The sequence below is a fragment of the Capnocytophaga canis genome, assembly GCF_000827555.1.
GTDB classification, from domain to species: domain Bacteria; phylum Bacteroidota; class Bacteroidia; order Flavobacteriales; family Flavobacteriaceae; genus Capnocytophaga; species Capnocytophaga canis.
Window position 1 is genome coordinate 1 of record NZ_CDOI01000155.1, and the last position, 14,816, is coordinate 14,816.

General features: G+C 34.0%; 15 protein-coding genes and 1 tRNA gene. 6 read left to right on the forward strand and 10 right to left on the reverse strand.

Annotated elements, in window-relative coordinates; all coding sequences use genetic code 11:
- The 4 genes from CCAND38_RS07010 to CCAND38_RS07025 all read right to left on the reverse strand — a co-directional run.
- Positions 1 to 461: Uma2 family endonuclease (locus tag CCAND38_RS07010; protein WP_042344549.1), on the reverse strand; the 461-nt coding region annotated here is incomplete at its 3' end.
- 37 nt (positions 462 to 498) lie between these two features.
- Positions 499 to 729 (reverse strand): DUF8828 family protein, encoded by a 231-nt coding sequence (locus CCAND38_RS07015; protein WP_042007003.1) that lies wholly within the window; start codon positions 727 to 729, stop codon positions 499 to 501.
- A 71-nt stretch (positions 730 to 800) separates the two neighbouring features.
- Positions 801 to 2,333: a phosphoethanolamine--lipid A transferase EptA gene (gene eptA / locus CCAND38_RS07020; RefSeq protein ID WP_042344551.1), complete on the reverse strand. Its 1,533-nt coding sequence runs from the start codon at positions 2,331 to 2,333 to the stop codon at positions 801 to 803.
- A complete protein-coding gene (locus CCAND38_RS07025) occupies positions 2,311 to 3,147 on the reverse strand; it encodes a phosphatase PAP2 family protein (RefSeq protein WP_042344553.1) in 837 nt (278 codons plus the stop codon). The genes eptA and CCAND38_RS07025 overlap by 23 nt, the downstream gene beginning before the upstream one ends.
- Positions 3,148 to 3,434: 287 nt before the next feature.
- Between CCAND38_RS07025 and CCAND38_RS07030 the strand changes: the two genes are divergently transcribed.
- The 5 genes from CCAND38_RS07030 to CCAND38_RS07050 all read left to right on the forward strand — a co-directional run bounded on the left by CCAND38_RS07030 (position 3,435) and on the right by CCAND38_RS07050 (position 8,039).
- On the forward strand, positions 3,435 to 4,619 hold the full coding sequence (locus CCAND38_RS07030; protein ID WP_042344587.1) for an alanine dehydrogenase: 1,185 nt from the start codon (positions 3,435 to 3,437) through the stop codon (positions 4,617 to 4,619).
- Positions 4,620 to 4,622: 3 nt separating this feature from the next.
- On the forward strand, positions 4,623 to 4,976 hold the full coding sequence (locus CCAND38_RS07035; protein ID WP_042006996.1) for a hypothetical protein: 354 nt from the start codon (positions 4,623 to 4,625) through the stop codon (positions 4,974 to 4,976).
- Between the two features lie 7 nt (positions 4,977 to 4,983).
- Positions 4,984 to 5,622 carry a DUF937 domain-containing protein gene (locus CCAND38_RS07040; RefSeq protein WP_042344589.1) on the forward strand — a complete coding sequence of 213 codons (639 nt, stop codon included), beginning with the start codon at positions 4,984 to 4,986 and terminating at the stop codon, positions 5,620 to 5,622.
- 140 nt (positions 5,623 to 5,762) lie between these two features.
- A complete protein-coding gene (locus CCAND38_RS07045; RefSeq protein ID WP_042344554.1) occupies positions 5,763 to 6,191 on the forward strand; it encodes a nucleoside deaminase in 429 nt (142 codons plus the stop codon).
- 3 nt (positions 6,192 to 6,194) lie between these two features.
- Positions 6,195 to 8,039: a BamA/TamA family outer membrane protein gene (locus CCAND38_RS07050; protein WP_042344555.1), complete on the forward strand. Its 1,845-nt coding sequence runs from the start codon at positions 6,195 to 6,197 to the stop codon at positions 8,037 to 8,039.
- 59 nt (positions 8,040 to 8,098) lie between these two features.
- Here CCAND38_RS07050 and CCAND38_RS07055 read toward each other — a convergent pair whose 3' ends face one another.
- The 6 genes from CCAND38_RS07055 to CCAND38_RS07080 form a co-directional block, all read right to left on the reverse strand.
- Positions 8,099 to 8,569 carry a DUF6495 family protein gene (locus tag CCAND38_RS07055; RefSeq protein WP_042006989.1) on the reverse strand — a complete coding sequence of 157 codons (471 nt, stop codon included), beginning with the start codon at positions 8,567 to 8,569 and terminating at the stop codon, positions 8,099 to 8,101.
- A 53-nt stretch (positions 8,570 to 8,622) separates the two neighbouring features.
- Positions 8,623 to 9,210 carry a nicotinate (nicotinamide) nucleotide adenylyltransferase gene (gene nadD, locus CCAND38_RS07060; RefSeq protein ID WP_042344556.1) on the reverse strand — a complete coding sequence of 196 codons (588 nt, stop codon included), beginning with the start codon at positions 9,208 to 9,210 and terminating at the stop codon, positions 8,623 to 8,625.
- An 8-nt stretch (positions 9,211 to 9,218) separates the two neighbouring features.
- Positions 9,219 to 9,728 (reverse strand): hypothetical protein, encoded by a 510-nt coding sequence (locus tag CCAND38_RS07065; RefSeq protein ID WP_042006985.1) that lies wholly within the window; start codon positions 9,726 to 9,728, stop codon positions 9,219 to 9,221.
- A gap of 20 nt (positions 9,729 to 9,748) precedes the next feature.
- The gene (locus CCAND38_RS07070) at positions 9,749 to 10,381 is read right to left on the reverse strand and encodes a 7-carboxy-7-deazaguanine synthase QueE (RefSeq protein WP_042006983.1); all 633 of its coding nucleotides are present in this window, start codon (positions 10,379 to 10,381) and stop codon (positions 9,749 to 9,751) included.
- Between the two features lie 64 nt (positions 10,382 to 10,445).
- On the reverse strand, positions 10,446 to 11,864 hold the full coding sequence (locus tag CCAND38_RS07075) for an SPOR domain-containing protein (RefSeq protein ID WP_042344558.1): 1,419 nt from the start codon (positions 11,862 to 11,864) through the stop codon (positions 10,446 to 10,448).
- A gap of 374 nt (positions 11,865 to 12,238) precedes the next feature.
- A complete protein-coding gene (locus CCAND38_RS07080) occupies positions 12,239 to 13,954 on the reverse strand; it encodes a phospho-sugar mutase (protein ID WP_042006979.1) in 1,716 nt (571 codons plus the stop codon).
- Positions 13,955 to 14,577: 623 nt separating this feature from the next.
- Here CCAND38_RS07080 and CCAND38_RS07085 point away from each other — a divergent pair.
- Positions 14,578 to 14,651, forward strand: a tRNA-Arg gene (locus CCAND38_RS07085).
- Positions 14,652 to 14,816: the final 165 nt, after the last annotated feature.

The following is a 14,816-nucleotide window of genomic DNA, read 5'->3' on the forward strand; positions in this document are numbered from 1 at the left end:
TCCGTTGGGTTTACAATCCAATATTCTTCCACACCCGATTCTTGGTAAAGCTCAAACTTGTTTTTCATTTCTTTTTTCGAATTTCCCGGCGAAAGAATTTCGATAATAAGGTCAGGAGCTCCAATACAGCCACGTTCATCCAATTTGCTTTCATCACAAATTATACATAAATCAGGTTGAACTACCGTGTGAATATTATCACCTTTTTCTTCCTTTTTAGGCAAACGTACATCAAACGGAGCTGAAAACAATTGACATTTCTTTCCTCTGAGAAATTGCCATAGTAATCCACTCAAATTCATAGAAATTTTCTGATGTTTCAAACTGGGTGCAGGTGACATCTTGAAAATCTTTCCTTTGAGAAGCTCCACACGCTCTTCAAATTTCCAAAGAAGGTAGTCAGCATAAGTGTAAACACCATTTTCTACATCTAATTGATTGATATTTAGTACATTTTTCATAATTAAGGATTTCTAGTTAATAAAATTTAAAGCAGAATTACCCCTCGTATCGGTCAATTTCACGCTCGTAAAATTCATATGACTGCTGAATAAGGTTTTCAGCCTCTATTTCAAGTTCCTTAGTGTCTTCTTCATCGAAATCTTCCAACCATTCAACCTCATCGGTTTCTAAATTAAGTACAAAGCGAGGGTATTCGGTATGGATGACGAAAATAGCATCTGGAAAATCACTATTGTCACCTAATAAAAATTTGGGAAAGTTACTCATTTTTCTGTGTTTTAAATTTATTTGTAATTATTTAGAGCAAATATACAACTTTTTTATCTTTTAGTTTATTGCTAATCGCCAAAAATGCTCAATTCTTCCTTATAGATAGGACTCTCTACGTCCAAAAATTTCAAAACGCTGTGGAACACATGGTGTTGTGTAACGTCTTTAAGAGATTTTATAGACTTAGAATCTGCTGATTTCCAGACAATAAAAGGGATTTCATATTGTTCTTTTGGAGCAATACTCATCGGTAACCCATGCATATACAGATTTTTTTCTCCTAAGGATTCGCCATGATCTGAAACGTAGAGCATGGCAGTTTTGTAATCCTCCAATTCTTTCAAATCTCCGATTATTTTGTGCAACATGTAATCCGTGTAAACAATCGTATTGTCATAAGCGTTTATGAGTTCCTCATGAGAGCAATTCCCTAACTCCACGCTATTACATACGGGTTTAAATACCTCAAATTCAGCAGGATATTTTTTATTATATGTAGGTCCATGACTGGTAGAAGTATGTAAAATAATTAATATTTTATCCTTATCACTTTTCGAAATCTGTTCTTTTAACCCTGATAAAAGCACCTCGTCATAATCACAATTTTTCTCTTCACAATTTTGACGTAATGCACTTCCTGTGAAGTACTTATCAATATGAACAGGAGGCTCACCAGAATTGGTCGTTCTCCAAACCACCTCAACACCACTACGATTTAGATAGTTTGGCAAAATTTCATATAAATCTCCTGTATCCTGATGCTCTAAAATGCATTTTACAGCGGCAGTGGTATAAGTTGCACACGAATTAGCCTTAAAATGGAAAACATTTTCTGTTTTTGAAAGCAACGGATTCGTATTTTTTTTGTAACCATAAAGCGAAAAATTTTCACTACGAGCCGACTCCCCAATGACCAACACCATCACCGATTTTTCCTTATTTTTTATCGTGGCATCGGGTAGCAAAATCTCTTGCCTATTTTCTTGTGCTTTGTGAACGTAGTAAAGAATCGTATTCACCGAATATGACCATGGCATAGCCAATCCTCCCAAATATTTTGAATTTTTGTCAATCCAAAGAATATTTTTTGCATTTATGACTACTAAAATTAAAATAACCAATAAAATAGCTCCTAAATTTTTAAAGAATTTTTTTACAGAAGGATATGTAACTCTTGCTTTTAAAATATAAATACTTGGAATAATCCCCAAAACGAGTAGATACAAAACTAACTTCACAGAAAAAAAGCTACTTGATTCTTCGTAATTGGTATTTAATAGATTACCAATCATACTTTCATCAACAATAATACTATATGTATTGATAAAATACACAGCTATTGCACTTAGAATGAAGATGATAGCTAACAAAAACTTACCTATAGTTCGAAGTAAAAACAAAATCAGGTAAAAAGCAAAGAAATTAGCTACTACCATCAGTATAAACAAACTAATAACAAGTAAAATTCCATTAAAACTATGGTAATCAATATTTTGAAAAACAAAACTGAAGAATCCGTAATGGAAGAAAATAAAGTTTAAAATGCTGATAATTAGCACAAAACGATATAAAATAATATTATTTATTATTTTTTTTAACATATGCTTTTATGATAGTGTATAGTGAAACAATTAAACTAGATAAAGAAAGGTAATATACAAAAATATTTTCTTCTAAAATTCTGTAAATCAAAAATATAACGGAACCTAAGAATAGCACCATAAAAATAGGTAAGTATTTTTTATTGGAAATCCATGTCCATGCGTTATATTTTTGGTTAATAAGAATTCCCAAAAAAGCTGATATAGAACCTATTGCACATCCTGAAATCACATCCAGTGGATGATGAGCCCCCACGCCTACACGAGTGAAAGCTAAAATGAGTCCCAAAAAAACAAGTATAACAACATATAAAACCTTTTTAATCAATGATTTAGGTAAAAAAGCAATCAGCAGTACACATAACGTTGTAAAAACGGTTATCGAATGACCTGACGGAAAACTTGAAAATCCGACTGCTTTTTCTCCAACAATCGTAAAGGAATCTATAGGATGTATGGTAGCAGGACGAGGAACATCAAAAAATTCCTTTAAACCCCTTGAAAAAAAGAGCGATAGCAACGAAGCAGACAGCAGATTTTCCCATATCTTCGGAGTATAAAAAAAGAAAACCGAAAGCATACACAACACGATGAAAGCATCTCCAAATTGGGTTAAATTATATTGTAAATAAGGAAATTGCGATAATTTTTTATTCAAATAAAAAAAACATTCTTGTTGAATAAAAACGTATTTTTCAGGTTCTAAAGCGTTGTTTACAAACAAAAAGCAGAAAACACTCGCCATCACTAATAATGGAAAAATTAAGAAATAGGGTTTCACTTTTTCAAAATTAGCTGTTATAGTCTGATTCATTGTTAATTTTTAAATAAATAATATTTTTTAGTTATTCTTTTGGTAATCTAAAAATAATTTACATCTCTTTTTTGTCATATTTTCCATTCGTTAACGGTAAAATCCTTTGAATTAGTACCCTCTACGAAGCATCCCAATGACGTATTTAGACGTGAATTTTTCGACTTTTGCAAATATACATAAAAATATGAAAATCAAAATTCATATCTATCCAAAAAAATAGTTTTTGTTATTAACGGTTTTCTATTTATATTTGTACCCTCGAAAGAGTAAAGATTATGTCTTCAATATCCACATTTTCAAAGTTTTTACCTCAAGAGGAGTGTTTAGCTGTGTCAAATCAACAAGTGTCGCTAAAAATAGGTTTACCTAAGGAGCATACCTTTCAAGAGCGACGTATTTGTTTGGCTCCTGACGATGTTGCCGTTTTGGTAGCAAATGGTCATCAAATCCTAATAGAAACGGGAGCAGGGGAGGAGGCAAATTTTTCTGACCGCGATTATAGCGAAGCAGGAGCTCAGATTGTTTATGACTCTGAACAGGTGTTCTCATGTCCGATTGTTTTAAAGGTTGAACCTCCTACAAAAGCTGAAATTGAGCATTTGAAACCCAAATCTGTACTTCTTTCTGCCTTACAGATAAAAACCCAAGACAAAGACTATTTCACATCTTTAGCTAAGAAACAAATAACTGCGTTGGCATTTGAATACATTCAAGATGATGAATATAATCACCCTGTAGTTCAGTCGATTAGTGAAATTATAGGAGTGGCATCCGTATTAGTAGCATCTGAACTTATCGGAAATACATCTTATGGAGGAGGAGGTATTCTTTTTGGAAATATTACTGGAGTTCCCCCCATTGAAGTCGTTTTCCTTGGAGCTAATGAAGTTACTCAAGCTGCAGTGAAGTCTGCCATTGGATTAGGAGCCAAAGTGAAAGTTTTTGATAATTCTTTGGCTAATTTGCGAAAACTGAAACAGGCCGTAAATGAAAATGTTTTTACCTCAACCTTGCAGCCTAAGGTGTTGAAAAAAGCATTGATGAGATGTAACGTGGTTATCGGTGCGATGCGTGGGGAGAATCGTTCCCCTGTGGTAGTGAATGAAGATATGGTAAAAATTATGAAAAGAGGGGCGGTAATCGTAGATGTGAGTATCGACACCGGAGGATGTGTAGAAACCAGTCGAATTACGACATTTGCAGAACCTACATTCATGGAACATAATGTGATACACTATTGTGTTCCGAATATCGCTTCACGATATGCTCGAACAGCATCCTTTTCGTTGAGTAATATTTTAACTCCTTATCTGTTGAAAATAGGTGAGGAGGGAGGCATTGAAAACGTGTTACATATCGATAAGGGATTGAGAAATGGGCTCTATTTCTACCATGGAGTATTAACAGATAACACGATTTCACAGTGGTTTGGTATCCCTTATAAACCCATAAATCTTTTATTCATATAAAATATGTCAATTTTAAAACGCTTCGGATATTATTCTATTGGACTTGGAATTGGTATCGTTTTCGTAGCTTTCTTCTTCAAGAAAAAAGATACAGAACCTTTTTGCTATTTTCCCAATTGTAGAGTATTGAAAGACATACGTTCAAAAACAATAGAAGTAGATATCCAAACTTCTCTAACAAAGGATGATTTTATGGAATTATTTACCCATGGAGATGTGCTGTTTTCTAAAAGCGACACCAAAGCGACTCCCTGTAAAATATACGTAATTGAAGGAGTAATTGCTGAGAAGGAAATAGAAGTAACTCTGGAAAATTGTTCGGACAAAGTGGTGATAAAAAAAATAAATGATAAATAAATTAAATATGGCAGGAATTTTAGACTTTCTAGGCGAAAATAATTTTCAACAAATTGTAAATGGCGTAAGCAAAGAAACGGGTGTTTCTCCTTCAAAAGCTTCGTCTGTGATTGAAATGGCAACTCCTTTGCTATTGGGAGCAATGCAAAACAAAAGTGATAATGAACAGGCGGCAACAAGTTTGCTCAGTGCTTTAACCAGTGACAAACATAACGGAAATTTATTGAATAACTTAGGAAGTTTGTTTGAAAACAAAGGAGATAATCCCTTAACCAATGAAGGATCAGGTATTTTAGGACATCTTTTAGGTGGTAAAGAATCTACTTTATCCGATGCAATTAGCTCAAAGACAGGAGTTTCTTCATCGAATGTGTTACAAATTTTAAAAATTTTAGCTCCTGTGCTGATGAGTTTTATTGCTAAGAAAATGTCAGAAAACAACGTTTCATCGGCAAGTGGATTGGGAGGTTTACTTTCAACATTAACAGGAAATAGTAGTGGTGGAAATCTATTAACCTCATTGTTAGACGCTAACGGAGATGGAAATATTTTAGATGATGTTGTAGGAAAGTTAGGAAATTCCAGCACTTCATCAAAAAACGGAGGCTTAGGCGATGTTTTAGGTGGATTTTTTGGAGGAAAATAAGAAAATCCAACAAATTAGAATAATAAAAAAGTAGTTTGATTTTGTCTTAATAGAAAACAAAATCAAACTATTTTAGTCCTTGGGACAATCCTAAAAATTATACATTTATTTAATATTACTAAGAATCAATACATTAAATTATGGATGATTTTTATTTTATGCGAAGAGCCTTAGAACAGGCAGAGAAAGCTTTCGATAAGAATGAAATTCCTGTAGGGGCAATCATAACTATTCAAGGACAAATTATAGCCCAAGCTCACAATTTGACTGAATTACTCACAGACGTAACGGCACATGCCGAAATGCAAGCTATCACTGTGGCTTCCAATTACTTAGGGGGTAAATACTTGAAAGATTGTACACTTTATGTGACCTTAGAACCATGTACCATGTGTGCAGGAGCCTTATATTGGAGCCAAATTTCAAAAGTTGTTTTTGGTGCATCCGATCCTAAACGAGGCTTTCAAACAACCGGAGTGAAATTACATCCAAAAACACAAATTATTGGTGGAGTATTAGCCGATGAGTCATCAAAACTATTAGTAGATTTTTTTGAAAAAAGAAGATAATAAATGAAAAAATTATGTCTATATCTATCTCTTTTGCTTGTAGGATTACAAAATGTGACCTCTCAAGTGATTGACTCTTTGGATATGGTACAAATAGATTCATTAAAAACACAAAGAGATGATAAATTCTACAAAGATGCTGGAGAATATCTCAAAAAAAGAAAACTTACACAGAAAATTTACGATTTTTTATTCACAAAGCCCAAGGTAACTACTCCACAAACGGGTAAAGTAACTGATGAAATAAACTTCAAACCATATCAAGGAAAAATTATTCGAAATATTGAAATCATTACCTTAGACCCTTTTGGATATAGCGAAAAAGATTTATCCAAAAAACCAGGAAAAAAATTAGAAATTTATGGTAATTCCTTGCATAATAAAACTAAGCGAGGAACAGTAAAAAAGCAATTGTTGTTTTCAAAAAATGATCGATTGGATTCACTACTGGTACAGGAATCGGAACGTATTTTACGAGATCAGAACTATATTCGTAGAGTGGTGATTCGTCCAATACCAATAACACCTGTATCAGATTCTATTGATATTCAAGTGGTTGCTTTAGATAGTTGGACTATGTTTTTCGATTCAGACTGGACAGACAAACGAGGATGGATACGCGTCAGTGAATACAATCTTTTTGGGATAGGACACCAACTATCGTTGACCTATCGTCAGTACTTCAAGAAATTTAGTGAAAATGGAAAAGGTATTTACTACCGAGCTCGAAATATCGAAAACACACACATTGACGGTATCGCTTCCTATTACCAAGATTTGGAAGAGTATTCGGGGCGTTTGGTACTAGATCGTCCTTTATTTTCGCCTTACGCTCGGTGGACAGGTAGAATAGCTTTTTACGAAAATCGACAAGCAGAACGTATGTTTGTCAATGATTCTTTGTTATATCCTTATATAAAGTATCGAATATATGATACTTATGGAGGCTACGCTATTCCATTGAAAAACAGTGATGATAAAAGTATCCATAGAGCTATTATTTCGGCACGTTACAAGCAAACTAAATTTCTTGAAACTCCAGTAGACTCACTCAATGTAGGAAATTTCTATTCTGACGAAGAGTTATTTTTAAGTAAGTTAAGTTTAAATAGCACCCGTTTTGTACAAGACAGATACATTTTTAGGCATGGTGATATTGAGGATGTTAGCATTGGTCATTCGTTTTTTGGTACTTCGGGGGTATCGAAAAAGAATCTCAATTATTATCCGTATTTAGGAATAGGAGCTTCGTGGGCAAATTATACGGATAAAGGATATTTCTCTATAGATACCGAAGCAGGTGGATTTCTGTCCAATGGTAGAGCTCATCGGGTGGCAATCAAAGGGGAATTAAGCTTTTTTTCAAATTTGTTCACTTTAGGGAATTGGTATTTTCGAGAATTTGCCAAAGCCCAATTTGTGATGGGATTCAATCGTGCTACCCATATTAATGATAAGATAACGATTAACGAAAAAGAAGGAATGAAGGATTTCGATAGTAATATCTATGATGGCACACGTAAGCTATTGTTAGTCTCTCAAACCCAATTGTACAGCCCTTTCCATTGGTATGGTTTCCGAATTAGTCCTTTTTTAAATGTAGAATTAGGGATTATCGGTCGTGAGCATACGTCTTTTTTCAACGTAGGGATGTACCCAAAATTTGCTATAGGTTTTTACATTTCCAATGATTATCTTCTTTTTCATAACTTCCAATTTTCCTTCTGTTACTTCCCTGAGATACCCGGAGTGGGAAATAACATCTACGAAATCACCAATTCAAGAAACGATGATTTTAGACTGCCAAGTTTCGGACATAATGCTCCAGGTACGATACTTTTCAAATAATATTGTTTACAGGAATAGGAGTAATCAGTTAACAATCAACTTCAAAAAGTATATTTTTTTCAATTCAACATCTCGTTAAGTGAGATAAATAACTGTCCATCAGAAATTTGCATTCCTTGTTGAATAAGGTTAAAAATTTCCATGTTCCGTTCGGTGGTGTATGTCTTTTCTCCTGTAAAGAGTTGAACATCATCTGATAACATATTTTTTTTCAACCATAGGAAACCTTCAGGTTCTGTCAAATCAATATTGCCATCCGACACTTGAACTGAAATCATTTTAGCATTAGTATCCTGAAAATGAAAACAATGGATTGATTTTTTATCTATTCGTTCTAAAAAAGATACTTTTTGTAAGCTTTTTTCCCACACCAAATCACTAAAAATATCTATTTCTTCTTCAGCAATATGTTTTTTCTCTTTTTTAAGTTGCTCCCACTCGTCAGCCGTAATTTGTTGAGTAGCCAAAAACACAGCGAAATCGTGGTGCAACGCTTCTAATTGTTCTTTAGTTAATCGAGTGTATTTCATTTATTTATAACTCTTTACATCAATAATTATAACTCCGTAGTTCCATACAAATGCTACCTATAAAATCCCATTTCGTCAATATATTTCCATACTTTAGCATCCAACAGGGGGCGTACATTGCGTTGAGCTTTAATTTCCTCACGAATGAAAGTTGCAGATAGTTCTATAATGGGTGCATCTACATGAATAATATTACCTTGATTTTCAATCTCTTTTGGTACTTCCCCCTCTGAAATACGTGGATAAACATATATAGGATAATTCGCTAAAATGTGTTCATAGTTTTTCCATTTATGGAAACTTTTCAGATTGTCTTCTCCCATAATCAAAGCGAAATTTACGGTAGGGTATTTTTCTTCTAAGTAACTGAGAGTGTGTGTAGTATAATTTGGTACAGGCAAATGAAATTCAATGTCAGAGGGTTGTAGCTTTTCGTAACTTTCCACAGCCCGATGTACCATTTCGAGTCGGTCATAATTATTCAATAATGTCCGTTTTTGCTTAAACGGATTTTGAGGTGTAACTACAAACCAAACCTCGCTCAAATCACTATGCTCAACTAAATGATTAGCAATAATGATATGACCAATGTGTATGGGATTGAATGAACCAAAAAACAAGCCTATTTGTCTTTTTTTCATAAAAATAGCTACTTTCGTGTTTGATAGACACCAAAAATAAATTCAGAATCTACTACTTTGTTGCCTTCTGCGTTGAGAATTACCAAATCGCTAATCGTGATTTGATGATCATAGCGTTCTACTTGATTTGTCATTGTATTCACTATAGGCTTCGTATCTATGGTAATGGAGCCACCTGTCGCTTCAAACTGAGACTGAACCAAAGGGTTTGCGGGAGGATAATTGGCACAGAAATAATTTGTTGAAACGTTTTCAGAAAAACTTCGATAGTATAACTTATAGTTACTCGCTACTTTCCCTTTAGTGTTATTCTCACTGTTTTTTAGTACCCCTTGAGGTAATTCTAAAATCATAGCTTGTTTGCCGTTGTACTTAAACAAAAACGTAGCCGTAGTGTCAGCAGTACAGGATAGCACTTCATTGTTTTCGAAGGAAATAGTTTCTACTTCCAAATCTCCATCGTTACAAGCAAAAATTAAGGAAGAAACAATTCCAAACAAGTATACGTATTTTCTCATTTTATTCTATAATTTAATAATTATGGGATATTCAAATATTTATGCGTTTGTAAAGATACTTTCCATTTTGGATTTTTCATCACAAAATCAACAATCTCAGGAATTACCTTATCGCGACGACTCCATTCGGGTTGGAGATATAAAATACAATCATCCGATACTTTACTTGCCATTTCTTCAGCGAAAATAAAATCATGACTATTGTAGATAATAATCTTTAGTTCATTTGCTTTCTGATAAATTTCAGAAGTTGGCAAACGTAACTTCTTAGGAGACAAGCATATCCAATCCCAAATACCTGTTAATGAGTGGGAACCAGAAGTTTCGATATGGGTTTTCATTCCTTTTTCTTTTAACTTTTGGGTCAGAGGAAACATATTCCACATCAATGGCTCTCCCCCTGTAACTACAATAGTTTTCGAATACTTAAGTGATTGATTTACGATATCTTCTATGTGTGTTGGTGGATGTTTTTCTGCATCCCAACTTTCTTTTACATCACACCAATGACACCCTACGTCACAGCCTCCCACGCGAATGAAATAAGCCGCCGTTCCTTTGTAGAATCCTTCTCCTTGAATTGTGTAAAATGCTTCCATTAGAGGAAGCATTTCTCCTTTATCAACCGCTTTTTGCGTTTCTTTATCTAACATTCTTCTGATTATTGGGGTGCAAAAATACGAATATAATTGAAAAAGAAATTATCTTAGGTTCATTTTACAAATAATTTTCTACGTCTAAAATCCAAGGATCGGCGATTTTCCCTTCATTCTTAATTTCTTCTACTCGCTTGAGTGCTTGTTCATAGGAATCGTATTTTTCTAAATAAACGTAGTTCAAAACTTGTTCTTTGTAGTGGAACGTATCGGCTTTGTATCCATGACTTTGCATTTCTTGAATACGTTTTTTCACGTTCTTTTGATTTAAAAATACTCCTACCACAATATAGTATCCTTTATTAACATCTTCAGCACTGATTTTGGTCACACGTGTGCTACTATGTAAACGCGTTATAGCATCTGGATTATTTTCGATTTCCAAGGCAGTAAAGAACAAATAATACCTGTCCAAACTTTTGGAATAAGTCAAATCCAGCGAAGAGGCATCATTTGGAATCAATTCTTGATTCACATTAGGAATGTCCATTTTGAAAATGTCAAAACCTAAGGTGTTTTGGCTTGCAGGATTTCTTTCCCTTACAAACTCGTCATTCCATGTAATAGCACTGTTGAAGAAATTTCGTTGTGGGCGAATTTTACTCTCTAAAGTCAATGATTTTCCACTTGCAGGGACTGAGACTGTTACCTGATCACCTCCCATACTGAAGTCACCTTCGAGGGTGATTCCCATGATACGAGTTTGAAATGCATCTTTTGCTGGAGTAGTGAATCCACTGAAAGAAAATGTTTTAGGCTCGTTACTGATACTTTCAAATCCATCATAAGTAATGATTTTTTTTATGTTGCTATCCTCATTTTCATAGACTAAAACCAATGCCCAACCTGCAGCAGAGCCTCCTGCAATATGCCCAGTTGCTGCACGTATATTAGCAACCGTATATTCTCCTTCAGATGCAGTATTTGTTAATAAATAACTGATATTCACATAATAAACATAAGGGGAAATTCCTTTTAAAGAGTGTTCTTTAGAACCGTCGTAAATCAACTCTCCTTGCAAATGTACATAATCTTTGCGAGAAGGCGTTTTTATCATCACACTTTGAGAATTTTCGCGAGTACCATCCTTAATCCCGTAGTTGGTGCCTTTGAGAGTTCCTGATGTGTAAGGATAGGTAGCTGTCCAATAAAGTCCTGCGTAAATCACTTTGGCTTTTTGTTTTCCTTCAAACGAAAAACTGGCACTACTGGAAGAAAATGTTGTCGGATCATCATCCACATCAATGTATTGCATATTCAACTCATCATTGAGTTTTGCTCCACGACTGCGATCATCAAAAGGAATATTAGAATTGTTACGACGATCTTCTCGATTGACGATGTTGTTCCCTATGATTTTAATATCTCCTTTAACAAAAGCCTCATAACGGATTTTAAATTCCGTCTTTATACTTTGTGCCTTTATTGAGAAGCATAGAAAACAAAATATAATACAAATTATATACGTAATATGTTTCATTTCGTTGAAATTGTTTTTGAATTGTCTTTTAGGTTAAAAACAAAAGACAGTGTAGAGCAAATATACAATAAAAAAATGAATATATTATCCTTAGTAAACTAATTTTATGTTAAAAAGAATTTTTTGTTTTTATAAGAAATGTATGTATCTTAAAATGAACATTTTAACTTTAAACAATGTTTGAGAATACAGCCTTATGCTAATTCTATTTTCGATAAAAGTTCTATTATCAGAAGTATATGGAAAGAAAAATTTTTTAGGTATTAATCCTATTAGTATTAGAATTTACCATCGAAAATAATTAGAGTAGGAGAGAAGTAATCATTAAAAAAAGTAGAGACGCTATAGGATGCGTCTCTACCAAAATTAAAGGTTTATCCTTCTAATTTCATATCTTTTACGATATTTTTAATTCGCTCATCCAAGGTTTTTTCAGCCTTTTTGAAATTTTCAATACTGTCTAAAGGTGTATTTACGCTAAAATAAAACTTAATTTTAGGCTCTGTTCCACTCGGACGTGCAGCGATTTTCGTTCCTTTTTCTGTGTAGTATATTAATACATTCGATTTTGGAATATCAATATCTTCCACCTCACCCGTTAAAAGATTATGTGCTTTGGAGGTCTGATAGTCTTCTACCATTGTTACCTTTTCATTATAAATTTCTTTCAATGGATTTTGACGCAGATCTTTCATCATCTGGCTAATTTCTTCGGAACCTGAAATGCCTTTTTTCACTAAAGAAATTAAATACTCTTTGTAGAAACCATAATCCACATAGGCTCGTACCAATTCTTTATAGAATGAACTTCCTGAGGCTTTGGCTGTTGCCGCGATTTCACACGCTAATAATGTGGCTGTTACTGCATCTTTATCACGTACAAAATCACCAACCATATATCCAAAACTTTCCTCACCACCACCAACGAAGGTTTGTTCTGGAAAGTCTTTTATCATCTTAGCAATCCATTTGAAACCTGTCAAACCAACTTTGCATTCAACCCCAAATGCAGTAGCAATATCATTCATCATTGGTGTAGAAACAATAGTTGAGCCTATAAACTCATTACCTTTAAATCCTTTTTCTTTATGTTTTTGAAGTAGGAACAAAGTCATCATAACCATTGTTTGATTTCCGTTGAGTAGAGTCATTTTTCCGTCCAAATCACGTACGGCAACTCCTACACGGTCACAGTCAGGATCAGTTCCTATAACGATATCGGCACCTATTTCTTCAGCCTTTTTCAAAGCCATTGTCAAAGCTTCTGGCTCTTCAGGATTGGGTGATTTTACGGTAGGGAAATTCCCGTCAGGAGTAGCTTGTTCCTCAACAATATGCACATTGGTGTATCCGGCTCTTTTCAATACTTCAGGAACCATAGTAATCGAAGTTCCATGCAAGGAAGTGAACACCACTTTAAGATTTTCTTTCTGCGGAGCATTAAAACTTCCATTTTTGATAGAAGCTTCGGCAAAAGCATTATCTAATTCAGAATCAATCCATTGTAATAAATTTTCATTAGCATTGAAATTAATATCTTTAAAATCAATGGTATCGATAGATTTCATAATTTCACCATCTTGCGGAGGAACCAACTGCCCACCATCTTGCCAATAAACCTTGTAACCGTTGTACTCAGGAGGGTTGTGCGAAGCCGTCAAAACGATACCGCATTGACACCCCAGATGACGTACGGCAAACGAAAGCTCAGGAGTTGGGCGTAAGTCCGAAAATAAAAACACTTTAATTCCATTAGCCGTAAACACGTCAGCTACCACCTTCGCTAAGTTTTTTGAATTATTACGACAATCATGAGCTATAGCCACTTTGATTTCACCGTTAGGGAATGATTTTTTAAGGTAGTTACTAAGTCCTTGTGTGTTTTTCCCAAGGGTATATTTATTAATTCGGTTCGTTCCGATACCCATAATACCACGCATTCCTCCCGTTCCAAATTCTAAATTTTTATAGAACGATTCCTTCAATTCATCTAAATTTCCGTCTAAGAGTTCTTGTACTTTTTTACGCGTTTCTGCATCGAAAGCATCTGAAAGCCAAGTTTTTGCTGTTTCAATACTTTTTTCTAACATAAAATGTAAATATTTTTTAAAATGTGATTTTTTTTAGATATTTAAGTCAAGCAAAGGTAATAAATTATTTAGTATATTCCTTAAAAATCAAAATATTTTTTGCATTTACTTTAGAGAATTTTTATAAACAACAGCACAACTTGTATTCAGGAAAGCCCCTATAATCTCTATAATTCACTTGTTCACTCAATGAGATTGTTTATAAATAGAAGATAATTCATTTTTTGAGTTCATTATTTCATTCATTGTTCTTTTCCTTAGATGAAAAATAACCAAAAGTGCGAGCCACACGGGCATTAAAAAATAAGCAGTCGGTTTCCGACAAATTTTCCAAACTTGCTTCCCGCGGTCGATTTGAACAGTGGAAAATTTTCACGCTTTATTCACTGATTTTCTTAATGCCAAATCTCCAATGCCAATAAAAAGCGGTCAAAATGCTGAAAAATCAGTGTTGAATCATTGAAAATATACGCAATTAAGTACTGAGCTTAAAACTTTTTTAATAAAGTTCTCATAAACAGTTGTTTGAGTTATATACTAAAAATATTTTGAAAAAAAAAAGATAAAAAATTTGGAAGTTTAAAAAAAACACGTAATTTTGCACCCGAATTAATAACAACTGCGGCCTCGTAGCTCAACTGAATAGAGCACTTGATTACGGCTCAAGAGGTTTCAGGTTTGAATCCTGACGAGGTCACCGAGCATTTTTGCAGAAAAAAAGAAACACCGTATGAATCAAAATGGTTTATCGGTGTTTTTTGTTTCTATTTCGCACCAAAATACAAAACACAGTTTTATCCACCATTGTCTACTTCCTCTTTGTAGTATGATTCAATTTTTTAGGGAGTCTTTAATGTGTTTA